The 21,720-nt window shown below is 66.4% G+C and carries 17 protein-coding genes and 1 other RNA gene; 7 read left to right on the top strand and 11 right to left on the bottom strand.

Annotated features, from left to right (window positions below):
• Window positions 1–141: 141 nt before the first annotated feature.
• Together ACCQ01_RS18430 and ACCQ01_RS18425 are read right to left on the bottom strand one after the other, a co-directional pair.
• A complete protein-coding gene (locus ACCQ01_RS18430) occupies window positions 142–1,422 on the bottom strand; it encodes an amidohydrolase family protein (protein WP_228431253.1) in 1,281 nt (426 codons plus the stop codon).
• Window positions 1,419–2,816, bottom strand: coding sequence for an amidohydrolase (locus ACCQ01_RS18425; protein WP_228431251.1), 1,398 nt, complete (start codon window positions 2,814–2,816; stop codon window positions 1,419–1,421). Before ACCQ01_RS18425 ends, ACCQ01_RS18430 begins: the two co-directional genes overlap by 4 nt.
• A 134-nt stretch (window positions 2,817–2,950) precedes the next feature.
• On the opposite strand from ACCQ01_RS18425, the gene ACCQ01_RS18420 reads away from it, so the two are divergent.
• Entirely contained in the window at window positions 2,951–3,517 is a 567-nt protein-coding gene (locus ACCQ01_RS18420; RefSeq protein ID WP_175611678.1) for a DUF924 family protein, read from the top strand.
• 319 nt (window positions 3,518–3,836) lie between these two features.
• Here ACCQ01_RS18420 and ACCQ01_RS18415 read toward each other — a convergent pair whose 3' ends face one another.
• Together ACCQ01_RS18415 and grxD are read right to left on the bottom strand one after the other, a co-directional pair.
• Window positions 3,837–4,706 carry a hypothetical protein gene (locus ACCQ01_RS18415; RefSeq protein ID WP_228431249.1) on the bottom strand — a complete coding sequence of 290 codons (870 nt, stop codon included), beginning with the start codon at window positions 4,704–4,706 and terminating at the stop codon, window positions 3,837–3,839.
• 99 nt (window positions 4,707–4,805) lie between these two features.
• Window positions 4,806–5,732 (bottom strand): Grx4 family monothiol glutaredoxin, encoded by a 927-nt coding sequence (gene grxD, locus ACCQ01_RS18410; protein ID WP_228431247.1) that lies wholly within the window; start codon window positions 5,730–5,732, stop codon window positions 4,806–4,808.
• Window positions 5,733–5,792: 60 nt separating this feature from the next.
• On the opposite strand from grxD, the gene ACCQ01_RS18405 reads away from it, so the two are divergent.
• Complete coding sequence (locus ACCQ01_RS18405) at window positions 5,793–6,569, top strand: polysaccharide deacetylase family protein (RefSeq protein WP_228431244.1); 777 nt, start codon at window positions 5,793–5,795, stop codon at window positions 6,567–6,569.
• A gap of 368 nt (window positions 6,570–6,937) precedes the next feature.
• Here ACCQ01_RS18405 and ACCQ01_RS18400 read toward each other — a convergent pair whose 3' ends face one another.
• The 3 genes from ACCQ01_RS18400 to ACCQ01_RS18390 are packed head-to-tail and all read right to left on the bottom strand — an operon-like array spanning window position 6,938 to window position 9,561.
• Window positions 6,938–7,609 (bottom strand): methyltransferase, encoded by a 672-nt coding sequence (locus tag ACCQ01_RS18400; protein WP_228431425.1) that lies wholly within the window; start codon window positions 7,607–7,609, stop codon window positions 6,938–6,940.
• A gap of 57 nt (window positions 7,610–7,666) precedes the next feature.
• Entirely contained in the window at window positions 7,667–8,290 is a 624-nt protein-coding gene (locus tag ACCQ01_RS18395; protein WP_228431242.1) for an SGNH/GDSL hydrolase family protein, read from the bottom strand.
• Window positions 8,290–9,561: a pyridoxal phosphate-dependent aminotransferase gene (locus ACCQ01_RS18390; protein ID WP_228431240.1), complete on the bottom strand. Its 1,272-nt coding sequence runs from the start codon at window positions 9,559–9,561 to the stop codon at window positions 8,290–8,292. Before ACCQ01_RS18390 ends, ACCQ01_RS18395 begins: the two co-directional genes overlap by 1 nt.
• A 153-nt stretch (window positions 9,562–9,714) precedes the next feature.
• Here ACCQ01_RS18390 and rsgA point away from each other — a divergent pair, with 153 nt between their 5' ends.
• From rsgA to ACCQ01_RS18375, 3 genes are all read left to right on the top strand, one after another.
• On the top strand, window positions 9,715–10,806 hold the full coding sequence (rsgA, locus tag ACCQ01_RS18385) for a ribosome small subunit-dependent GTPase A (RefSeq protein ID WP_228431238.1): 1,092 nt from the start codon (window positions 9,715–9,717) through the stop codon (window positions 10,804–10,806).
• A complete protein-coding gene (locus tag ACCQ01_RS18380) occupies window positions 10,806–12,068 on the top strand; it encodes a flavohemoglobin expression-modulating QEGLA motif protein (protein ID WP_119960235.1) in 1,263 nt (420 codons plus the stop codon). Before rsgA ends, ACCQ01_RS18380 begins: the two co-directional genes overlap by 1 nt.
• A 102-nt stretch (window positions 12,069–12,170) precedes the next feature.
• Window positions 12,171–12,851 carry a type 1 glutamine amidotransferase domain-containing protein gene (locus tag ACCQ01_RS18375; protein WP_228431236.1) on the top strand — a complete coding sequence of 227 codons (681 nt, stop codon included), beginning with the start codon at window positions 12,171–12,173 and terminating at the stop codon, window positions 12,849–12,851.
• 296 nt (window positions 12,852–13,147) lie between these two features.
• Here ACCQ01_RS18375 and ACCQ01_RS18370 read toward each other — a convergent pair whose 3' ends face one another.
• Window positions 13,148–15,058 carry an amylosucrase gene (locus ACCQ01_RS18370; protein WP_228431424.1) on the bottom strand — a complete coding sequence of 637 codons (1,911 nt, stop codon included), beginning with the start codon at window positions 15,056–15,058 and terminating at the stop codon, window positions 13,148–13,150.
• Between the two features lie 37 nt (window positions 15,059–15,095).
• Entirely contained in the window at window positions 15,096–17,552 is a 2,457-nt protein-coding gene (locus ACCQ01_RS18365; RefSeq protein WP_181921297.1) for a TonB-dependent receptor domain-containing protein, read from the bottom strand.
• Window positions 17,553–17,817: 265 nt separating this feature from the next.
• Between ACCQ01_RS18365 and ACCQ01_RS18360 the strand changes: the two genes are divergently transcribed.
• Both ACCQ01_RS18360 and ACCQ01_RS18355 read left to right on the top strand, forming a co-directional pair.
• Window positions 17,818–19,137: an MFS transporter gene (locus ACCQ01_RS18360; protein ID WP_228431234.1), complete on the top strand. Its 1,320-nt coding sequence runs from the start codon at window positions 17,818–17,820 to the stop codon at window positions 19,135–19,137.
• 60 nt (window positions 19,138–19,197) lie between these two features.
• Window positions 19,198–19,272, top strand: a non-coding RNA gene (locus tag ACCQ01_RS18355) — sX9 sRNA.
• A 210-nt stretch (window positions 19,273–19,482) separates the two neighbouring features.
• Here the strand turns inward: ACCQ01_RS18355 and ACCQ01_RS18350 are convergent.
• Entirely contained in the window at window positions 19,483–20,514 is a 1,032-nt protein-coding gene (locus tag ACCQ01_RS18350) for a LacI family DNA-binding transcriptional regulator (RefSeq protein WP_011038454.1), read from the bottom strand.
• 366 nt (window positions 20,515–20,880) lie between these two features.
• A complete protein-coding gene (gene phbB, locus ACCQ01_RS18345) occupies window positions 20,881–21,621 on the bottom strand; it encodes an acetoacetyl-CoA reductase (protein WP_014508912.1) in 741 nt (246 codons plus the stop codon).
• Window positions 21,622–21,720 lie beyond the last annotated feature (99 nt).

Below are 21,720 nucleotides of genomic sequence, written 5' to 3'. Positions count from 1 at the left end.
ATGAGGTGTCGCAGGCGTGCTGCCTGCGACGGTGGAGTGCTTCGCGATGCTTGCAGTATGTTGCACTGCGCGGCGCCGCGATGCGGCGCTTACGGTGTACTGCGACCACTGTCAGCGACGCAGCCGTCTGCGCCGCGCAGCTCAGCGTTGGTAGGCGCGTGGCAACGGGCCGGCCTGCTGCAGATAGCGGTCGCGCAGATCGGTCTGGCGCGAGCGCATCGGCATGTCGCACCCGCCCATCCAGACCTGTTCGGCGTAATGCGCCACATCCAGCGGGTCGCCGTCCCACAGCACCAGGTCGGCCTGCTTGCCCACCGCAATGCTGCCGATACGATCACCCACGCCAAAGATTTCCGCCGGCACGCGGGTCAGCCCAGCCAGGCCGGAGTCCCACGGCAGGCCATTGGCCACGGCATTACCGGCCAGCTGACGCAGCTTGCGCGCGTTGTGCGAGGCATCGCCGCTCTGGGTGAAGCTCACCTCCACGCCGGCCGCGCGCAGGCGTGCGGCGTTTTCCAGCGTGGCGCCGATCTGGTCGAAGGTGGAAGGCAGATCCGCCAACGCATCCACCAGCACCGGCACCTTGGCCTGCGCCAGCTGCGGGGCGAGCTTCCACGCTTCGGTGCCGCCGGCAATGGCAATGCGCACCTTCTCGCGCTGCGCCCAGCGCAGCAGCTGGCGGATGTCCGCAGCCCGTTCCACCTGGACCACGATGCGGCCCTGGCCGGCCAGATAGTTGGCCAGCACGCTGCGGCCAACCGGGGTCAGCAAGGCATGCGGCGAGTCTGCCGACACGCGCCCGCGTGCTTCGGCCACCAGCTGATCGAGCAGCATCCACTGCGCGGCGCGTGAGCTGCCGGTCAGGTCCGAGGCGGCCGCACCCAGACGAATGAACAAGGCATGCGGGCCGACCGGATCCGGGCCGCCATCCAGGCGCACGATGCCGCCTTGGCCGGCGATGAACGCGCCGCTGGTGGTCGCCCCGAGCGCGGTGAAGCCGATGCCTTCCACGCGTGCCACCGGGATCAGCACCGAGTCCGGGTTGTAGGCCAGGGTGACGTCGAATTCCGGGCGCATCGGCTGCTCGGTCAGCTTGACGCCGCTGTCCACGGTGGCGGCTTCGCCAGACACTTCTTCGATACCGATCTCGGTGATGCCGCCAAACAGGGCCGGCGTCAGCGGGCGGCCCTTGGCTTCGACCACGCGGCCGTCGGTGGGCACGGCCAGGCCAGTACCGATGGCGCGAATCACGCCGCCCTGCACCAGCACATCGGTATTGCGCAACGTGCCCTGGCTGGTTGCGGTGTGCACGGTGGCGCCGCGAATCAGCACCTGCTGCGCAACTGCCGGCAATGCCAGCGCAGCCAGCACCACTGCGGACAACGCACGCAGGCGCGGGCGGCGGAACATGGCGCGGCTCATCGTGCCACCTCCTGGCCCAGCATGAAGTCGGAGACCGGTTGCAACCTGCGGTCGTGGCGGTCGTACACCTGCGCGCCGTCGATATACACCTGCTCGGCCAGTGCGTAGGAACTGAAGGGGTTGCCGTTCCACACCACCATATCGCCCATCTTGCCCGGCTCCAGCGCACCGGTCTGTTGCTCGATGCCCAGCGCCTTGGCGGCGTTGCTGGTGAGCCAGCGGATGGCGCGTTCGGGCGGAATCTCCATGCCGGCGCGGCGCGCGTTGGCAATCACCTTCGCCGCTTCCTGATTGAGCCGCTGAATGCCTTCTTCCGAATCCGAATGCACGATGGCGCAGCTGTTGGCCGGGCGATCGACGATGGCGATGTTTTCCTGGATGCCGTCGAAGGCTTCCATCTTGAAGCCCCACCAATCGGCCCACAGCGCGCCGCAGACGTTTTCCTGCGCCAACCGGTCGGCCAGCTTGTAGGCTTCCACACCGTGATGGAACGCGGCGATGTGGAAGCCGAACTCCTTGGCCAGATCCAGCATGGTGGCCATTTCATCGGCGCGGTAGCAGTGGATGTGCACGCGGATGTCGCCGTTGATGGCACCGGCCAGCGTGTCCAGCTTGAGATCGCGCTTGCCACCGGCATCGCCGCTGCTGTCGTTGTCGCCGCCGTCGCTCCACCAGTGGCGCTTCTTATCGCTCTTCTTGGGCGCGTTCTTGTTCAAGTACTCGGCCGCGTCGATGAAGGCCGCGCGGTAGCCGGCGACGTTGCCCATGCGCGTGGCCGGGCCGCCTTTCTCGCCATACACGCGCTTGGGGTTTTCGCCGCAGGCCATCTTCAGGCCCCACGGCGCACCGGGGAATTTCATGCCCTGGTAGGTGGTGGCCGCCACGTTCTTGAGCGTGACGCCACGGCCACCAATCAGATTGGCCGAACCGGGCAGCACCTGCAGCGAGGTGATGCCGCCAGCCAGTGCCGTGCCGAAGCCCGGGTCCTGCGGCCACACCGAATGTTCCGCCCACACGTTCGGGGTGACCGGGGCGGTCATTTCGTTGCCGTCGCTGTGCGCGCTGACGCCCGGGCTGGGGTACACGCCCAGGTGCGAGTGCACGTCGATGATGCCCGGCGTCACCCACTTGCCGCTGCCGTCGATGCGGCGCGCGTCGGCGGGCACCTCCAGGCCACGGCCGACCGCGGCCACCTTGCCGTCGCGCAGCAGTACGTCGGCATCGTCCAGGCGCTGGCCGGTGCCGGTGAGCACGGTGGCATGCTGGATCAGCACTGGGCCAGAGGCGAGCGCGTGGTAGGTGCTGGGGTACGGGTCTTCGACAAAACGCGACGCGGCCGCGGCAGGCCCGCACAGCACAGCCGCGCCGAGCGCGGCGAACAGGATGGAACGCATGGATTTCCCCGGTGGAACGAAAGACGTCTGCGCAAACCTAGCGGCCGGCGGCGCGCTTGCCAAGTGCTGATGGTCGCAGCGCAGCGGGCTCATCACGCCTGCAGGCGCATGCTGTGCCGTATTCATGGGGGAGAATGTCGATGATTGCCAAAACCGAACGCAACAAACAGGCCGATGTGGTGCTGGCTTTCTGGGAACTGGCCGGCGAGGCGCGCTGGTTCACCCGCAACGACGCCTTCGACGCCAACGTGCGCCAGCATTTCAGCGAGCAGCATTTCGCCGCGGCACGGGGCGAGTACGCCGATTGGATGACCCGCGCCGAAGATGCGCTGGCCTTGTTGTTGCTGCTCGACCAGATTCCGCGCAACGCGTTCCGGGGCAGTGCGCACGCCTATGCCACCGACGGCTTGGCACTGTTCTACGCCAAGCAGGCCATTGCACGCGGCTTCGACCAGCAGGTGTCAGCGCAATTGCGCCTGTTCTTCTATCTGCCATTCGAGCATGCGGAGGAGTTGCAGGAGCAGGCACGCTCGGTGACATTGATCACTGCGCTCGGCGAGGCCGAGACCACGCGCTATGCGCTGGAGCACCAGCAGATCATTCAGCGCTTCGGTCGTTTCCCGCATCGCAATGCCGTGCTGGGGCGCGAAACCACTGTCGAAGAGCAGCAGTTTCTCGACGAAGGTGGGTTTGCCGGTTAGGCCGTTGATGAGTGCGGCGCGGGCTGCCCCCATTGGGTATGACGGCGAGCTTGGCATCTGCGCGCAGGCACTGAAGACAGTGTTGACTGCCCGGGTCGCGTGCGTCTGGATCTGCGAGCACTCGCATGCGTGGGCGCACGCAGTGTTGATGCGTGCGCGCCCAGCCGATTCTGAGAGATGTTGATGACTGGGCAGATCGCGTTGTCTGCACCTCAACGCAATCGCGTGGATGGACGCACGCAGGGCTGATCTGCGTGCGCCCAAGCCAATCAGGCGTTTTCATGCATCGACAGGCGCCTCCCTGCACGCCTTCGATGCCTCAGCAGCCGCCCATCAAGGTCTCGCTCTGCCAGCGGTCGCCCTCGCCCAGTAGTAGATAGAAACCGTAGGTTTCATAACCGCTGTCGGACAGCACGAAGTCCAGCGTGCCATTGCCGTCGATGTCGCCGAACTGCAGCAAGTGCGTAATGCGTGGCAGGCCTTCGCAGTCGTCGCAGCCATTCTCGGCGTTGCCCTGGCGTAGCTGCCAGCGTTGGCCGGTGTGCTCCAGCAGGGCGAACACCGTGAGCACGCCGGTGGGGCTTTCGGTGTTGCCGGTCTGGGTGGGGTGGCTCTGGGTGAGCACTGCCACGCGGCGTTGCGGTGCGCGCGCATCGGTGAAGATCTGTAGCGACGCGGCGTCGTTGGCACGGTCTGCCGCAAATGCCGCCAACGCCTTGTTCAATGCCGCCGGCTTGACCTTCTGCCGCAGCTGCGCGCTCTCACCAAGCAGGCGAAGCAGCTCGGTCTGCTCGCTCGGCGTGGCCGCGCGCGTGGCAAAGCGCTGGCCCGGGTTGAGGTCTACCGACGACAGCAAGACCGGCCTGGTCGGCGATGTCGCCCCTTTGAAGCGCAGGCGCGCGGTGCCGCCGCACATGCTGTTGTCGTCCACGCTCAATGCGGTCAGGCGCACTGCGCCGGTGGAGACGCCTGCATCGAACAGCTGCAACGGCTGGCCGATCAGCGAGCGCGGCATGGTGGCTTCCTGCACCACACCACGGCCCAACCACACCGGCACGTATTCGAACGGCTCATCCGCCGGCTGGGTGTCGTAGGTCTGCACCAGCATCACCGCGCGCGGCGGTGCGGCGGCGTGCGCGGCCAGCGGCAGCAGGGCGGTGAGGGCGAGGGAAAGCAATCGGCAGTGCATGCGCATCGGTGTCCTTGTGATGGGAGGCATGAAAAAACGGACGCTCCATGGAGCGCCCGTTCGGGTGTCACGGCGGCCGTGCGTGGCCACCCGGCGTGCTCAGTACTTGGGCACGCCGTTGTCCACCGCGTCCGACCAGGCATCAATGCCGCCGGTCACGTTGTAGACGTTGGTGAAGCCCAGGCCGCGGAAATGCTCGGCCGCTTGCAGGCTGCGCCCGCCGCGGTGGCACAGGAACGCCAGCGGGGTGTCCTTGGGCAGTTGCTCGATCTCCAGGCGCTCGTGTGCGTCCAGGGTGCGGAACGGCGCTGCCACCGTGGCCAGCGCACGCTCATCGGCCGGGCGCACGTCCACCAGGGTCAGCGTACCGGCCTTGAGCCGGTCGTCGGCATCGCGCACCGACAGCTCCTGCACCGGCTTGGGCGCGTTGGGGTTGTCGATGGCCAGGCCGCGGCCACGGATGTCGTCCACCCAGTCGATGGTGATGCCGTCGGCGCGACGCGCGCTGGCCAAGTCGAACTGCACGCGCAGCCCGTTGGACTCGGCGGCGATAGCGTTCGGGTTGGTTGGCGCCAGCTGGAAGTTCGGCTGGAAATTGGCATCGATGGCCAGCGTCAGCGAGGCATCCGGCGCATCGGCCAGCGCACCCTTGAGCATCTCGACCGCAGCCGGGGTGATGGTGATCTTGGGCGGGCTGCGGTCCGGCGCCTGCAGGCCGAGCATGCTGCTCAGCTCGCCGCTGTCGGCCATCTGCACGATGATGTCGCTGCCGCCGATCAGCTGGCCATCCACATACAGCTGCGGAATGGTCGGCCAGTCGCCGTAGGCCTTGATGCCTTCGCGGATTTCCTGGTCGGCCAGCACGTTGACGTGGGCATAGTCGATGCCCAGGCCGTCCAGCACGCCGATGGCCTTGGCCGAGAAGCCGCACTGTGGCATGCCGGGCTGGCCTTTCATGAAGAGGACCACGCGGTTGGATTGCAGCAGCGTATCGATGCGGGAACGCAGGGCGGGATCGAGGGACATGGCAGCACTTCGGTCAGATCGTGGAGGCCGACCATTCTACGCCCCGTGGCATCATGAGGCATGACCACGCTGGAAACGCTGTATCGCATCCCCTCGCGCCCGTACCGCTGGGTCGGCTGGCTGGCCGTCTCGCAGCTGGCCGTGGCGCTGCTGTGGTGGCGGCTGGGCTGGGCCTGGGGGCTGCCGGCGTTGCTGCTCTCGCATGCGTTGTTCGTCGCCCCGGTGTTCCTGCCGCGCGCACGCCTGTACGCGCCGGTGGTGTCGCGTTTGCCCGGGCACGGGCCGCAGGTGTGGCTGACCATCGACGATGGCCCTTCCGACGACACCGTGGCCATGCTCGACCTGCTCGATGCGCACCGCGCCAGCGCCACCTTCTTCGTGGTGGGCGAACGCGCCGCGCAGCGGCCTGAACTGGTGCGCGAAATCGTGCGCCGCGGCCATGGCATCGGCAATCACAGCCACAGCCATCCGCAGGCCTGGTTCTGGGCGCTGGGCCCGCGCCGCATGGCGCGCGAGATCGGCGACGCGCAACAGGCGCTGGCGGCCATCACCGGCCAGGCACCGCGGTTGTACCGCTCGGTGGTAGGCATGACCAACCCCTTCGTTGCCGCTGCGCTGCGTGAGCACGGCCTGACCCGCGTGGCCTGGAGTGCACGCGGCTTCGACGGCGTGCGCTGCGAACCCGACACCACGGTGGCGCGCATCGTACGCGACCTCTCACCGGGCGCCATCGTGCTGCTGCACGAAGGCGCCGCGCACGGCCACAACGTCACCATCCTGCGCGGCGTGCTGGAGGCGATGCAGGCGCGTGGATTGGTCGCGCGGCGCCCGGATTGACGGCGCGGCTGTGTTGCAAATCCATTCTCGCGGAACGCGGCGACGCATGCGCAAGGCGTGCGCAGTGCCATTCATGACGGCGCTGTTCGGCCGACGTCTGATGGAGCTGAGTTTGCAGGTCACGCCATTGGGGAGGCGATCGCATGCTTCGGCGATGCATTTTCGGTAGTCATGTCCAATGCCTAGCCGATGGCATTTGAAAATGCATTCGTCCTTACGGAAGCCGTAGCAGGCCGACATCCATCGCTACGCACTGCGTCAGCACGCAGGATGCGACGCAACCGGATACGCACAAGAGCGCACGATTTTCCTGTCAGAACGTGCCGCTCGCCGATCCCCGCAACGCAGCGGGGGACCGGCAGCACCGCTCAACGCGGCTCGGCTACGATCAGCCAGTTGTTGAATGGCGTGTTGCCGTAGAGCGGCGCAAACGTCGCGCGCAGGCCCGCGGCATCCAGCTGCGCCTGCAGGCTGTCGCGGGTGGGATAGCTGCGCGGCATGCGCTGCATCCAGCCGCACAGGTGCGCCAGCACGTCGGTGACGCGGCTGGTGCGGCCACGGCCGCTGTCATCGCCCAGTGCGCTGCGGATGACCAGTTTGGCGCCGGGGGTCAGCATCTGCGCCACGCTGTGCAGCAGGCTGGCCTGCATGTCGGCCTGCAGATACTGCAACACGTCCAGGATGGTGACGCTGCCGCTGTGTTGCGGCCACGCCACGCTCAGGTCGACCACTGCGAATTGCGTATTGCCCAACGCCGAGCGCTGCGCGATGTGCTGCGCGCGGCGGATCTTGGACGCATCCACATCCACGCCGTGATACCCCAGCGTCTGGCCATCGGCGCGCAATGCATGGGCCAGCAGCCCAAGCCCGCAGCCCAGGTCCAGCACCGGCGCGGTGGTGCTGCGTAGCTCTGCCAGTACGCCGGGGTACAGCGGGTCGGTGCGCAGCTTGGCCTGCGTGTAGTAGTAGTCGTAGCGGTTACCCAACGGATGCGGCGGCAGAAACGCGCGTGCGATCGCCAGCGCCTGCGGGCGGCTCATGGGTTGGGTGGCGGTGGTGTGCAATGTCGGTCCTTGGCAGTGAGGCGTCTAACGCGGCTAGCTGAGTGCGTCGCGCGCGGCGGGCAGCGCCAGCGCAGTCCAGCGCGCATACATCGCACCGGACGGATGCAGGCCCTCATCGACGAGCATGTCCGGTGCATCGCCGCCGTCGCGGCTGGTGGCGGTGATGTCGACGAAGCGCACCGCGCGTGCCGTGCAGCGTTCGGCGGCCACCGTGTTGAATGCATCGATCTGTGCGGCGATCAGGGCCGCATCGCGTCCTTGTGCGCGCGCAAATGGGGTCAGCCCCCAATCGGGAATCGACAGCACCACCACGCGTTCGGGCCGCGCATCGGCAAAGCCAATCGCGCGCTGTAGTAACTCGTCGAACTCGGCGCGGTAGGCGTCCAGCGTGCGCTCGCGGTATTGATTGTTCACCCCAATCAGCAGGCTCACCAGATCGAACGGACCCTGCGGGGCGGCCGCGTCGATCCCGGCCTGCAGTTCGTCGGTGGTCCAGCCGGTGGTGGCGATCAGTTGCGGTGCTGCCACCGGCCAGCCATAGGCCCGCAGGCCTTCGGCCAGTTGCTCCGGCCAGCGCTGCTCGGCGGCGACGCCCTCGCCGATGGTGTAGGAGTCGCCCAGCGCCAGATAGCGCCGCGGCAGGCCGACCGCCGCCATCACGCCACGCTGCGCGACTTGAGCGGCACGACCTTGGTCACCGCCTCTGCACGCCGCGTCAGGGCGCGATCGATGCGCGCAAACACATCACGCATCACCGCGGCTTCGGGCATCAGCGTCACGCGGAAATGGTGGCGATACGGCACGTTGAAGCTGGAGCCCGGCACCACCAGCACGCCTTCGTCGTTCATCAGATCCAGCGCGAAGGTGTGGTCGTCGAAATTACGCGCCGCCGGCCCCACCACTGCCGGGAACGCATACAGCGCGCCGGCCGGTGCAACCAACGACAGATGCGTGCTAGCCGCGCATGCTTCGATCACCGCGCGGCGGGTCTCGTACAAGCGTCCACCCGGCGCGCACAGCGCCGAGATGGTGTCCGGCCCGTTGACTGCCGCGTCGATCGCGTACTGGCCCGGCACGTTCGCGCACAGGCGCAGCGCGCCGAGCAGGTCCATGGCGTTGCGCAGATCGTTGATGCGCGATTGCTCACCGGACAACAGCGCCCAGCCCACGCGCCAGCCACAGGCGCGGTGCACCTTGCTCAGCCCGCTGAAGGTGATGCACGGGTGCGCACCGGCCAGCGGTGCGACCGGCAGGAAGGCCGCGTCGTCGTACAGCACCTGGTCGTAAATCTCATCGACCATCAGCAAGAGGTTGTGCTTGGTGGCGATCGCCACGATGCGCTCCAGCAGTTCGCGCGAATAACTGGCGCCGCTAGGGTTGTTCGGATTGATCAGCACGATGGCGCGGGTACGCGAGGACACCAGCGTCTCGATCTCCACGGGGTCCGGCTGGAAGCCATTCTCCGGCGCGCAGCGGTAATACACCGGGCGGCCGTCGTTGAGAATGGTCGCAGCCGACCACAGCGGATAGTCGGGCGAGGGCACCAGCACTTCGTCGCCGGGGTTGAGCAGCGCACGCAGCGACAGATCGATCAGCTCGCTGACGCCGTTGCCGATAAAGATGCGATCCGGGTGCGCGTCCGGATGCTGGCGCCGCGCATACGCCTTGGCGACCGCTTCGCGCGCCTCCGGCAGGCCTTGCTGATGCGTATAGGGGTCGGTGCGGCCCATGTCGTCGGCAATCGCACGCTGCAGATGCTCCGGCGCACGGAACCCGAATGCACCGGGGTTGCCGATGTTGAGCTTGATCAGCTTGCGGCCCTGCGCCTCCAACTCCCGCGCTCGCCGCGCCAGTTCGCCCCGGATCTCGTAGCGGACTTCGGACAGGCGCTCGCGGATGGCGAGCGGCTTTTGCGGGGCGGTGGACATACGGCAGGCCGGTTGTAGGCGTGAGGCTTGGCATGGTAGCGGAAATATGACAAGCGGACATGCTTGCATTGGCAACAATGTCAAGTGCACGACAAGCGCTCCGATCACGCTTGAATGCACAAGCGGCCCAGGTTGGACCGCTAGAATCCGCACATGAGCGACACATCCCCCAACTACCACACCCTTCAATCTATCGGCTGGCCCTGGCCTGGCCCTCCCGAGGACCCGGCCTGGCAGGCGATCTTTGCGGCGCATCCACAGGCGTTGCCGGCGCGGGTGGTGGAGCAGCACCGCACCGGTTATGTGGTGGCCGATACGCCGGAGGCCAGCCTGAAGGCCGAGTCGTTGCCGGAATGGCAGCGGCCGCGCTTTCCCAGCCATGAGCGGGCGTCGGTGGGGGATTGGGTACTGATGGAGGGCAAGCGCATCGTGGCGTTGTTGCCGCGGCGCACCTCGATCAAGCGTGGGGCTGCAGGCGAGCATTACCACCAGCAGGTGATCGCGGCCAATATCGATACGGTGTTCATCGTGTGCGGGCTGGATGCGGACTTCAATCCGCGCCGCATCGAGCGCTATCTGCTGCTGGTTGGCGGTGGCGGTGCCGAGCCGGTGGTGGTGCTGACCAAGGCCGATCAGACCGAATACGCCGAGGATGCGTTAGCGGTGCTGGAGGAGTTGGAAGCGCAGAACATCGCGTTGCGTGCGGTCAATGCCAAGGATCCCGAGAGTGTGGCGGCGCTGCGGCCGTGGCTGGGCGATGGCCGCACCGCAGTGCTGGTGGGCTCGTCCGGCGCGGGCAAGTCGACGTTGACCAACACCTTGCTCGGCACGCAGAAGATGAAGACCAACGCGGTGCGCGAGAACGATTCGCGCGGCCGCCACACCACCACGCATCGGGCGTTGATTCCGCTGCCGTCGGGTGCGTGTCTGATCGATACGCCCGGCATGCGCGAGCTCAAGCCCACCGGTGAGGAGGATCTGGCCGAAGGCGGCTTTTCCGATGTGGAAGCGTTGGCGGCGCAATGCCGTTTCAACGATTGCGCGCATATCGCCGAACCCGGTTGCGCGGTGCGTGCGGCGATCGAGGCCGATCAGCTGGACCCGGAGCGCGTGGCCAACTACATGAAGCTGCGCGTGGAAGTGGCCAGCGCGGCCGAAAAACTCGCCACCCGTGTTGCGCAGAACAATCGCGGCAAGGGCTCGGGCAAGCGGCCTGCCAGCGTCGATCGTCCCGGACGGCGCTGATGCCATCGCGCAAGGGGCCGCCGGACATCGTCCATCACGCGGCGCTGGATGCGCGCTTGGTCAAGGCCGTGCGCGGGGTCAAATTGCTCGCGTTGGCGAGCTGGCCTCGGGCCTTGCAGGAGCCCTTCCTGCAGAGCGTGGCGCGCGGGCAGCCAGAGCTGCCGCAGGTGGAGTACCCGGTACTGGATTTTGGCGATACCCGGCGCGAGCTGGCCGTCATTGCGAAGGCCGCCGACCCGCAGCATCCGCTCGGCGCGTATTTGATCGATTCGGCGCATAGCTGGGGGCTGGCGGCCGGGTTGCTGGAATCGCTGGGCACCGCAGCGGTGAGTGATTACTCGGCGCAGCTGTTTGGTGTGCCGGACGACCCGATGCCGGGCAATGGGCCGAGCACGCGCGAGGCTGCGCGGCACTTCATCCAGATCGCGCAGGAGCTGGACCGTGAATTGCTGGCGCCGGAAGAACAGGTGCCGGTGTCGGCCACCGCGTTGCGGATGCAGTTGCAGAACGATCTGGATGCGTTTTTCGAAGGCCGCGTGATTACGGTGACGCTGGACCCGGACCTGCTGGCCAAGGCCGCGGCCGGTGCGCATCGCATCCGGCTGCGCAGTGGCGCGACCTTCAGCGATTACGATCGCGCGCAGTTGTTCCATCACGAAGCATTGGTGCACTCGCTCACGGCGCTCAACGGGCGTGCGCAGGTGCACCTGCCCAGCCTGGGGATTTCTTCGCCACGCACCACCGCCACGCAGGAAGGCCTAGCGACCTTTGCCGAGCAGATCACAGGCAGCATCGACATCGAACGCATGAAGCGCATCAGCCTGCGCATCGAAGCGATTGCGATGGCGCGCTCCGGCGCAGATTTCATCGAGATCTTTCGCTATTTCACCGAGAGCGGGCAAAGCCCGCCGGAAAGTTTTTCCTCCGCGCAGCGCGTATTTCGCGGCGTGCCGACCAGCGGTGGCGGTGCTTTTACCAAGGACACGGTGTACCTGCGCGGGCTGGTGGCGGTGCATACGTTCTTCCGGCATGCGTTGCAGCGCGATCAGTTGCAGCGCTGCCGGTATTTGTTCGCCGGCAAGATGGCGCTGGGCGATGTGGCGCGCTTTGCGCCCTTATTCGAGAGCGGTGTGCTGGTGGCGCCACGCTGGCTGCCGCCGTGGGTGAGCCGTGTCAGCGGGCTGGCCGGCATGCTGGCGTTCTCGCTATTTGCCAACCGCATCCGCATGGATCAGCTGCAGCCGCCAGCGATGAATGTCTGAACCGTGTGCGCGGCGCCCACGCGCTCTACACGGCACTGCAACGGGCTGAACCGCAGACTGGCTGCCTTGCCCGAGTCCGGGGCGATAACCCAAGGCAATCCAATGAATGTTCTGATGGTGCTCACCTCCCACGACCAGCTGGGCGATACCGGCAAGAAGACCGGCTTCTGGCTGGAAGAATTCGCCGCGCCGTACTACGTGTTCAAGGACGCAGGCGCGCAGATCACCCTGGTCTCGCCGAAGGGCGGCCAGCCGCCGCTGGACCCGAAGAGTGACGAGCCCGACGCGCAGACCGAGGCGACCAAGCGCTTCAAGCAGGATCCAGAAGCCCAGCAGGCGCTGGCAAGCACGCACCGCCTAGCCGACATCCAGGCAGACGCGTTCGATGTGCTGTTTTATCCGGGTGGTCATGGCCCGCTGTGGGATCTGGCCGAAGACGCGCACTCGATCGCGCTGATCGAAGCGTTCGCCACTGCCAACAAGCCACATGGTCTGGTCTGCCACGCACCGGGCGCGCTGCGTCGGGTCAAGGGCGCCGACGGCAAGCCGCTGGTCAATGGCCGCCGCGTCACTGGCTTTACCAATGGCGAAGAAGAGGGCGTGGGTCTGACCAAGATCGTGCCGTTCCTGGTGGAAGACGTGCTGATCGAGCTCGGTGGCCAGTATGAAAAGGGCGCCGACTGGGGCGTGCATGTGGTCACCGACGGCATGCTGGTGACTGGCCAGAACCCGGCTTCGTCCGAGAAGACTGCAGAAACGCTGTTGAGCCTGGGCAAGCGCTGAGATGCAGCTGCTGGCGCGTTAACGCGCCAGCGCAGCAACTCATCTGTGCGGCGGCGCGGCCTTCGTGGTCGTCAGGTCGAGCAGATGCGATGAGAAAAAGCACGCCCTGACCGGCGTGCTTTTTTATTGCGGATGTACACGCTGCAATACAGTGTTGGCTGGGTGCGGAACCGCATCGTATTGATGAAGCGCTGGCGTCGAGTCGGCGAGGCACTCCAGTACCTCGCGCATCAAGCATCGGCACGCGACGCGCACCACGGCCGCTTTGCCGAGTGCGGTCTAGATCAACCCATGATTCAACGACGCTGCAACCAGCGCACGCCATAGGCAGGAAGCAACAGCTCCGTACACGGCGCAGGCGCATCGCCAGTGCCGTCGGTGTCCAGCACAGCCCATTGCGCATGCCCGGTCTGGGTGAGATCCACCGGCAGTGGCACTTCGCTGAAATTGTGCACCGCCAGGAAGCTGTCGCCACGCGTCAGCGCGAATAGCCGGGCATCACCAAGGGCGACGCTGCCCAGCGATTGCGTGGCAGCCAGCGCAGGCAGGCCCGCACGCAGCCGGATCAATGCACGCAAGCGTGTGTACACCGTACCTGCCAAGGTGGCGGGGTCATGCCGCTGTGCGGCCAGCTCCCATGCCATCGCCGGGCGATGCAGCCAGCGTCCTTCGTGGCGTCGCTGCGCATCGTCCAGGTAGGCGGTGTCGTTGGGTAGCGCGAGTTCATCGCCCATGTAGATCAGCGGAACACCCGGCATCGACAGCGACACGGCGTAGAGCAACACCAGGCGGTCCACCGCACGGGCGGCCGCCGCCGCATCGGCGTGTTCGTGCGCAGCCTGCACGCCCACCAATGCCGCGCTCATGCCATTGGTGCCGTGCACGCCATCGCCGCTGCTTTGGAAACTTTCGCCGCGCGCGTAACTGCCGGGCACGGCGTTGGCGTAGAACTGCGCCACCTCGCGCAGCGAGAACGGCGGCTGCGCGGCAGTGCCGGCGGCCTCGCGCTGCAACACATTCCAGCCGATATCGTCATGGCAGCGCACGTAGCTGAGCCAGGCGCAGTTGGGCGGCAGCGGCGGGCTGTGCGCGATCACGTCCTGCAGGATGTCGCCGCGTTGCAGGGCCAGCGCCGACCAGCCAGCCGCCATCAGCGTGCTGTGATAGGCCAGGTGACACTCGTGCCCGCGCTGCACGCCGCTGCCGAAGTAGGGCGGCAGTTCCGCCATTGGCACGATGGCTTCGGCCTTCATCACCACCGAGGGCGCCACGATGTCGGCCACGGCACGCAATGCCACCAAGATGGTGTGCGCCTCGGGCTGGTTCATGCAGTTGGTGCCCGGGCGTTTCCACAGGTACGCCGTGGAATCGAGCCGGAACGCTTCCACGCCCAGATTGGCCAGCTCCAGCATCGCCAAGGCCATCTCGCCGAACACCGCCGGGTTGCTCCAGTTCAAATCCCACTGATAGGGATAGAACGTGGTCCACATCCACTGCCGGGTCTCGTCCACCCAGGTGAAGTTGCCGGGCGCGGTCTGCGGGAATACCTGTACCAAGGTGGTGTCGTACTGGTCCGGTGCGCTGCGGTCGGCGAAGTGATGGTAGTAGTCGAGATAACGCGTATCGCCAGCGCGTGCGGCCTGTGCCCAGGCGTGGTCGTCGGCGGTGTGGTTGAGCACGAAATCCGCGCACAGGCTGATGTTGGCCGCGCGCAGGCGTGCGGTCAGTGCGACCAGATCGTCGTTGCTGCCCAGGGCCGGTTCCACCTGGCCGTAATCGCTGACTGCAAAACCCCCGTCGTTATCGCCGGCGCGTGCGCGCAGGAATGGCAGCAGGTGCAGATACCGCACGCCCAGTTCCTGCAGATACGGAACGCGCTCGGCAACACCGCGCAGCGTGCCGGCAAAACGGTCCACGTAGGCGCTGTAGCCCAGCATGTCCTGCTGGCCGAACCAGCCCGGTGTGCGGCTGTCGTCGAGGTGCCGCAAGGCCGCTGGCCGCGCCTGCGCGACCACGCCCAGTGCGCTCAGCCACTGTGGCAACCAGGTGGCGTAGTCGGCGCGGTCGCCGTAGAGCGTGGACAGCGCGTCGAGCAGACGCGGGGCATGCGTATCGAAACGCGCCAGTATTGCTGCGGCAGTGGACGGATCCAGTGCGGCGGCAACGCTGGCGCGCAGTGCAGCGGCGTCGATGGGGGAGGAGGCGATCATGGGGGAAAGCCGGGCAGGGCCCGGCGCGGGTCCTTTAGAAGTCGTAGCGCAGGCTGAGGCTGGTGGTGCGGCCGGCGATCGAACGTGCGCGGATGATGCCGTTGGCCGGAATCGTAGCTTCCTCGGCTTCGGTCAGCCCGAACGTGTTGAACAGGTTGTTGACGTTCAACGCGACGGTGAGCGCATCGGTGATGCGGTAGTCGCCGAACAGATTCACCTGCGTGTAGCCCGGCATCTTCAGCTGGTTGGAATCCTGCGTGTAGGCCTCGGTGGTGCCGATCAGGTTCACGCCGAACTGGTAGCCGTCGCCGCGGTAGCTCGGGGTGAGCTGCCACACGAAGTCGGCCTGGCGACGCGGCACGTTGCCGGTGTTCTCCGGGGTGATCTGGTCCCTGGCGATTTCTGCATCGGTCCAGGTCACGCCGCCGTTGACGGTGAAGCCCTCGTAGCGGTAGCTGGCTTCCAGTTCGATGCCGTGCGCCTTGTAGCTACGGTTGAAGAAGCGCTGGCTGGTGACTTCGAAGTTCTGCTCCTGGGTGCGCGCGGCAAACGCGGTGGCAAACAGGCTCAGGCCGTCGCGGCGCCACTTCAGGCCGGCTTCGGTCTGCCGCACCACGTTGACCGCTTCATCGGAGGTCACCGAGCCATCGTCGCGGATCACGCCGAACAGCAGGCGGTCGGCATTGGCGCGTGCGCCACGGCTGACGCGTGCGAATGCGCCGAGGTCGTCGTTGATCAGGTAGTTGCCGCCCAATGAGTACGACAGGTAATTCCAGTCGTAATCCACTGGCCGCGCATTGGCGGTGTCCACGGTGGCCACGCGCTGTTCCACCGGCTGGATCACGCCATCGCCGTTGACGTCCAGGTTCTGCGCGATGGCGGTGCCGGAATAGTTGCCGCGTGCATCGCCCATGTCGTAGCGCAGGCTGCCGTCGATGCTGAGCTTGCCGCTGTCGAAGGTGAGCGCCACGTACGGTGCGTTGACGTCGTAGCGCACGTCGTAGCTGCGGGTGATGCAGCAGTCGCCCCAGAACGGCGTGCCGTAGGCGTACAGGCCGTTTTGCGAGCGCGACACGCCGGCGGCGTCGACCACATTGAGCAGGCGCGAGTCGCGGCCCAGGCTCTGCACGTAGGAGTTCCAGGTCCAGTCCATGTCGATGGTCTGGCGCGAGGTGTAGTAGCCCATGCGCAGGTTGAGGGTGCGGCCGTCACCACCGAACTCGCGCGAGAGGCTGAGGTCGTTGGTGACATTGCCCAGATCGTTGATGGCGACATTGAACAGATGCGTGCGGATGGCCGTGCCGGTGTAGGCCTGGCCGGCATTGGCGCCACCGGCTTCCACCAGCTGCGCGCCGGCGCCGCCGATGGACGATGCCAGCGCGGCGGCATCGGTGACTTCGGCCGGGAACGGGCTGACGAAGCGGCCGCTGTTGTCGGCGATACGGAATTTATCGCTCAGGTTCCAGCCATTGCCCAGGTCGAACCAGGCTTCGGCGCCGATGGTGCGGGAGATCGGGTGCATGCCGTCGCCCAGGTCGGTGCGGCGCGGCTGGTTGTTGCCATCCAGGCCGACATCGGAGCGGAAATTACGGCTGTACAAGGTGTCGTTGCCGGGATCGAACCCGGGGAAGCCGCCCAGGTCCGGCGAGCCGTCGCGGCCACGCACCGAGGTGGGCACCGGCAAATAGCCGGCGGCACGGTCGTTGAGGTATTTGCCGTACACACGCACGTAGCCGTTCTCGAACAGGCGGGTGAGGTTGGCCTTGAGTTGGCCGCCCTTGTCGGTGGTGTAGCCGGCATCGCGCACGCCGTCGCCCTGGCGGAAGAAGCCGCCGATGTTGAACTGCCAGTGCTCGGCAAACGGCGCGCCGTAATTGAAGTCGATGCGGGTGTTGTCGTAGTCCAGGCCGCGACTGACGCCGACGCTGCCGCCTTCGGTGTCGCCGGTCTTGCTGATGAAGTTGATGATGCCGCCGGGCGCATTGCTGGTAAACGTCGAGGCCGAACCGCCGCGGATCGCTTCGATGCGATCCATCGTGAAATCCGAGCGCAGGAAGATATCGGCGTTGCCGAAGGCGATATCGCCGAACTCCATCACCGGCAGGCCGTCTTCCTGCAACTGCAGGAACTTGGCGCCACCCGAAGCGACGGGGAGGCCGCGCACGGCGATATTGGCATTGCCTTCGCCGCCGCTGGACTCGGAGCGGATGCCGGGAATGTTGCGGAAGATTTCCGCAGTGCTGCGCGGCGCCGATTGCTCGATCGCCTCCGCACCCACGGTGCTGACCGACACGCTGGACTTGAGCTTGGTGGTGGCGGTGGAGGTGCCGGTGACGAACACCGAATCCAGGTTGACCGCGGCGCTGTCGGCGGCCGGCGGGGTGGCGGGTGCGGGCGGGGTGGCGTCCTGGGCCAGCGCGAGCGGCGCGCACAGGCAGGTGGTGACCGCGCAGGCCAAAGCGTGCAGGCGCAGGGTGTGCAAGGTGGACATCGCGATTCTCTCTCTCACGGATGGTGGTGTGTCGACGCCCTGCGTCGTCCCCTCCCAGGGATGGCCGGGTGGCCTGCAGTGCGAGCGGAGTGATACGCCCTAATGCAATCGATTGCAATCCTGCGTTGCAGCATTTGTTGCGCTAATGAAGGAGGGAGAAGCGGGTGAGCGTCCGTGTTGCGGCGCAGCGTTACAATCGATTGCAAAGCGGCCAGGGTAGAGTGCGCTGCGGCCACTGGGAGCCGCACCGATGCCTGGACCCTGCATGTCGTCGACCGCTCCTCCGCTTTCCTTCGCACGCATCCTGGCCCTCAATGCCGGGTTCTTCGGTGTGCAATACAGCTTCGGGCTGCAACAGAGCAACATGAGCCCGATCTACAACTACCTGGGTGCCGACCACGCCAGCCTGCCGTACCTGTGGCTGGCCGGGCCGATCACCGGCCTGGTGCTGCAGCCGTTCGTCGGCGCCTTGAGCGATCGCTCGGTGACGCGCTGGGGCCGGCGCATGCCCTACATGGTGCTCGGCGCGTTGGTGTGCAGCCTGTGCCTGCTGGCGATGCCCTTCAGTACCGCATTGTGGATGGCGGTCTGCCTGCTGTGGGTGCTGGACGCCGCAAACAACGTCGCGATGGAGCCGTACCGCGCCCTGGTGAGCGACGTGCTGGCGCCACCGCAGCGGCCGTTGGGGTATCTCACCCAGAGCGCCTTTACCGGGCTGGCGCAGACGCTGGCCTATCTCACCCCGCCGTTGCTGGTGTGGTTCGGCATGAGCCAGGACGCGGCCAATGCGCACCACATCCCGTACGTGACCATTGCCGCGTTCGTGATCGGCGCCGGCTTTTCGGCTGCCTCGATCCTGCTCACCGCGCGCAGCGTGCGCGAGCCGGTGGTGCCTGCGGCGGAGATCGCGCGCATGCGCAAGGCCGGTACCGGGCTGGGCGCCACGCTGAGCGAAATCGGCAGCGCGCTGCGCGACATGCCGCCGACCATGCGTCAACTGGCGCCAGTGATGCTGTTTCAGTGGTATGCGATCTTCAGCTACTGGCAGTACATCGTGCTGTCGCTGTCGACCACTTTGTTCGGCACCACCGAGGCGAACTCGCACGGCTTTCGCGAGGCCGGGCTGGTCAACGGGCAGATCGGCGGTTTCTACAATTTCATCGCGTTTCTGGCGGCCTTTGCGATGGTGCCGGTGGTGCGGCGCGTCGGCCCCAAGTACACGCACGCGGCCTGCCTGCTGGCGGCTGGCGTGGGCATGTGGGTGTTGCCGGGGATCGAGAACCGTTGGTTGTTGCTGTTGCCGATGATCGGTATTGGCCTGGCCTGGGCCAGCATGATGGGCAACCCCTACCTGATGCTGGCCGACAGCATTCCGCCCGAGCGCACCGGCGTGTACATGGGCCTGTTCAACCTGTTCATCGTGCTGCCGATGCTGATCCAGATCGTGACCTTGCCGCTGTATTACGAACCGCTGCTACACGGCGACCCGCGCAACGTAATCCGCCTGGCCGGCGCACTGATGTTGGCTGCAGCGGTGGCGATGTTGTGCGTACGCATCCGCAAACCCAAGGCCGTTGCGGCTTAGAGCAGCTATCAAAACTACTGCGCAGCCGCCAGGCGGGCGCGGCCGGTGCTCGGAATCCTCATGTACCCACGTACACTCCGGTTCCTCCGCGCCGTCCGCACCCACCTGACGACTGCTCGCTACGTTTTGTTAGCCGCTCTTAGTTGCCAGCAAGGTGTCGCAATGTTTTGCCGCTAAAAAAAGCGGATTGCAGCACCAAGACATTGCGTGCACTCCGTCCAGGACGCACGCTCTTACGATTCCCGATTCCCGATTCCCGATTCCCGATTCCCAATTCCCGATTCCCGATTCCCGATTCCCGATTCCCAATTCCCAATTCCCAATTCCCGAATCCCGAATCCCGAATCAAGCCGACTCGCGCACCACCAGCTTCACCGGCATCTCCACCGAGTCCACCGCTTCGCCGGCGATCAATGCCAGCAGCCGGTCCACCAGCAGGCGGGCGGCCAGGCCAAGATCCTGCTGCACGGTGGTCAGCGGCGGCTGGCTGTAGGCGGCCAGCGGAATATCGTCGAAGCCCACCAGTGAAATGTCCTGCGGCACGCGGTGGCCGGCTTCGACCAGGGCGCGGATCGCACCGACCGCAATCACGTCGGAGGCGGCGAACAGGCCATCCGGTGCGTCAGTCTTCTTGAGCATGGCGCGGGTGAGCCGGTAGGCGTCCTCGCTGAGGAAGTGGCTGCGCGCGTGCAGGCGCGTGTCGAACTCCAGGCCATGCTGCTCCAGCGCCTGCCGGTAGCCGGCAAAGCGCGGTGCGACCTCGGGAAGCTGGTCATCGCCCAGGAAGGCGATGCGCCTGCGGCCGCTGGCGATGAGGTGCTCGGTGGCCAGTGCGCCGCCCTGGAAATTGTCGCTGCCCACGCTGATGTACGACTGCCCGTCGATTCGGCTGCCCCACACCGCCATCGGCAGGCCATCGCGTGCGGCCGCATCCAGCGCAGCATGTTCGGAGCTTTGCCCCAATACGATCACGCCATCGGAGCGGCTGCCGCGTGCGAGTTGTTCCACCCAGCCGTCCTGGTGCCGATTGAGCTTGGACAACAGCATGCTGTAACCACGGCCGGTGAGTTCTTCGGCCAGCAGCGCGAGCATGGTCATCAGGAACGGGTCCGACAGCGGCTGGTCCAGCGCATGCATCATCGGCACCGCCACGCTCACCGTGTTGGAGCGCTTGGCGCGCAGGCTGCGTGCCACCGGATCGACCTGATACCCCGCATCGGCCGCGATCTGCTTGATGTAGGCGCGGGTGCGCTCTGCCACCACCGGGCTGCCGGCCAGCGCACGCGACACGGTGGACTCGGACACGCCCGCCATGCGCGCGATGTCGGCCATCTGCGGGCGTGCAGCAGGAGTGGCGCGTTCGGGATGTTTGGCCATGGCACCGCACTGCGGAAAAGCCAGAGTGTAATCAGTTCGTGCACGCCACGTGTCGCGCAGGCCTTGCGGTGGCGGTCGCTTGCAGGGCATTTGCGGATGCCATGCGGGCGCACAACGGTCGGCAAACAGCGGCTTGCTCAGGCATTGCAGCGCGCTGGCGCGGCGCTTGTGGGGGGTGATGCAGGGCATGAAACGGAGCGCGTCGGGCTGCGGCGTGCAGGGGGATGCGATGCCAAACGTTGCTGCATGCGCGGGAGGCGGCCGCAGCACGGGCGGCTGTACGCACCGCTGCGGTGCCAGTGCATCGCTGCGCTGCGCGTGATGGATGCCAGCCTCCACGCAGCAGCGCCGCACGTGCATGGCGCACTAGCCCATGTACAAACCGCCGTTGACCGCATAGTCGGCGCCGGTCACATACGCGGCGTCGTCGGAGGCCAGCCATGCGCACAGGCCGGCCACTTCGGCCGGCTTGCCGAGCCGGCGCACCGGCACCGAGGTAGCCAGGCGGTCCAGCACATCCGGTGGGAAATTGCTGATGGATGCGCTGGCGATATAGCCGGGCGAGATGGTGTTGACGGTGACGCCGCGCGAGGCCACTTCCTGCGCCAGCGCACGGCTGAATCCATGCATGGCCGCCTTGGCGGTGGCGAAGTTGATCTGCCCGATCTGGCCCTTGTGCGCGCTGACCGAGCCGATGTTGACGATGCGCCCCCAGCCGCGCGAGGTCATGCCATCCACCACCTGCTTGGTGATGTTGAACAGCGAATGCAGGTTGCTGGCAATCACCGCATTCCAGTCGTCGCGGCTCATCTGGCGGAACAGCGTGTCGCGACTGCCACCGGCGTTGTTGACCAACACATCGATCTCGCCGACCTCCGCCTTGACCTTGGCAAACGCAGCTACGGTGGAATCCCAATCGGCGGCGTTGCCTTCGGAGGCAACGAAGTCGAATCCGAGCTCGCGTTGCTCACGCAACCACGCCGATTTGCGCGGCGAATTCGGACCACACCCGGCCACCACCGTGTGCCCGGTGCGCGCCAGTTTCTGGCAGATCGCAGTGCCCACACTGCCCATGCCACTGGTGACGTATGCGATGCGAAGCGTCATTGCTTGAACTCCTTCGGAGTTGGGAGTTGGGAGTTGGGAATGGGGAATCGGGAGTGGGGAATCGGTGGAGCAGGGGCCGCGGTTTCTATTTTTTATGTG

This window comes from Xanthomonas sp. NCPPB 4037, assembly GCF_041475695.2.
In the GTDB taxonomy this organism is placed as follows: domain Bacteria; phylum Pseudomonadota; class Gammaproteobacteria; order Xanthomonadales; family Xanthomonadaceae; genus Xanthomonas; species Xanthomonas campestris.
Note: the sequence above shows the minus strand (reverse complement) of the source record. Positions and strands in the feature narration are given on the sequence as shown.

Excerpts from the sequence above, each read along its gene's own strand:
- ACCQ01_RS18430 (WP_228431253.1), bottom strand. The coding sequence starts at position 1,422 with ATGAGCCGCGCCATGTTCCGCCGCCCGCGCCTGCGTGCGTTGTCCGCA.
- ACCQ01_RS18425 (WP_228431251.1), bottom strand. The coding sequence starts at position 2,816 with ATGCGTTCCATCCTGTTCGCCGCGCTCGGCGCGGCTGTGCTGTGCGGG.
- ACCQ01_RS18420 (WP_175611678.1), top strand. The coding sequence starts at position 2,951 with ATGTCGATGATTGCCAAAACCGAACGCAACAAACAGGCCGATGTGGTG.
- ACCQ01_RS18415 (WP_228431249.1), bottom strand. The coding sequence starts at position 4,706 with ATGCACTGCCGATTGCTTTCCCTCGCCCTCACCGCCCTGCTGCCGCTG.
- grxD (WP_228431247.1), bottom strand. The coding sequence starts at position 5,732 with ATGTCCCTCGATCCCGCCCTGCGTTCCCGCATCGATACGCTGCTGCAA.
- ACCQ01_RS18405 (WP_228431244.1), top strand. The coding sequence starts at position 5,793 with ATGACCACGCTGGAAACGCTGTATCGCATCCCCTCGCGCCCGTACCGC.
- ACCQ01_RS18400 (WP_228431425.1), bottom strand. The coding sequence starts at position 7,609 with ATGAGCCGCCCGCAGGCGCTGGCGATCGCACGCGCGTTTCTGCCGCCG.
- ACCQ01_RS18395 (WP_228431242.1), bottom strand. The coding sequence starts at position 8,290 with ATGGCGGCGGTCGGCCTGCCGCGGCGCTATCTGGCGCTGGGCGACTCC.
- ACCQ01_RS18390 (WP_228431240.1), bottom strand. The coding sequence starts at position 9,561 with ATGTCCACCGCCCCGCAAAAGCCGCTCGCCATCCGCGAGCGCCTGTCC.
- rsgA (WP_228431238.1), top strand. The coding sequence starts at position 9,715 with ATGAGCGACACATCCCCCAACTACCACACCCTTCAATCTATCGGCTGG.
- ACCQ01_RS18380 (WP_119960235.1), top strand. The coding sequence starts at position 10,806 with ATGCCATCGCGCAAGGGGCCGCCGGACATCGTCCATCACGCGGCGCTG.
- ACCQ01_RS18375 (WP_228431236.1), top strand. The coding sequence starts at position 12,171 with ATGAATGTTCTGATGGTGCTCACCTCCCACGACCAGCTGGGCGATACC.
- ACCQ01_RS18365 (WP_181921297.1), bottom strand. The coding sequence starts at position 17,552 with ATGTCCACCTTGCACACCCTGCGCCTGCACGCTTTGGCCTGCGCGGTC.
- ACCQ01_RS18360 (WP_228431234.1), top strand. The coding sequence starts at position 17,818 with ATGTCGTCGACCGCTCCTCCGCTTTCCTTCGCACGCATCCTGGCCCTC.
- ACCQ01_RS18350 (WP_011038454.1), bottom strand. The coding sequence starts at position 20,514 with ATGGCCAAACATCCCGAACGCGCCACTCCTGCTGCACGCCCGCAGATG.
- phbB (WP_014508912.1), bottom strand. The coding sequence starts at position 21,621 with ATGACGCTTCGCATCGCATACGTCACCAGTGGCATGGGCAGTGTGGGC.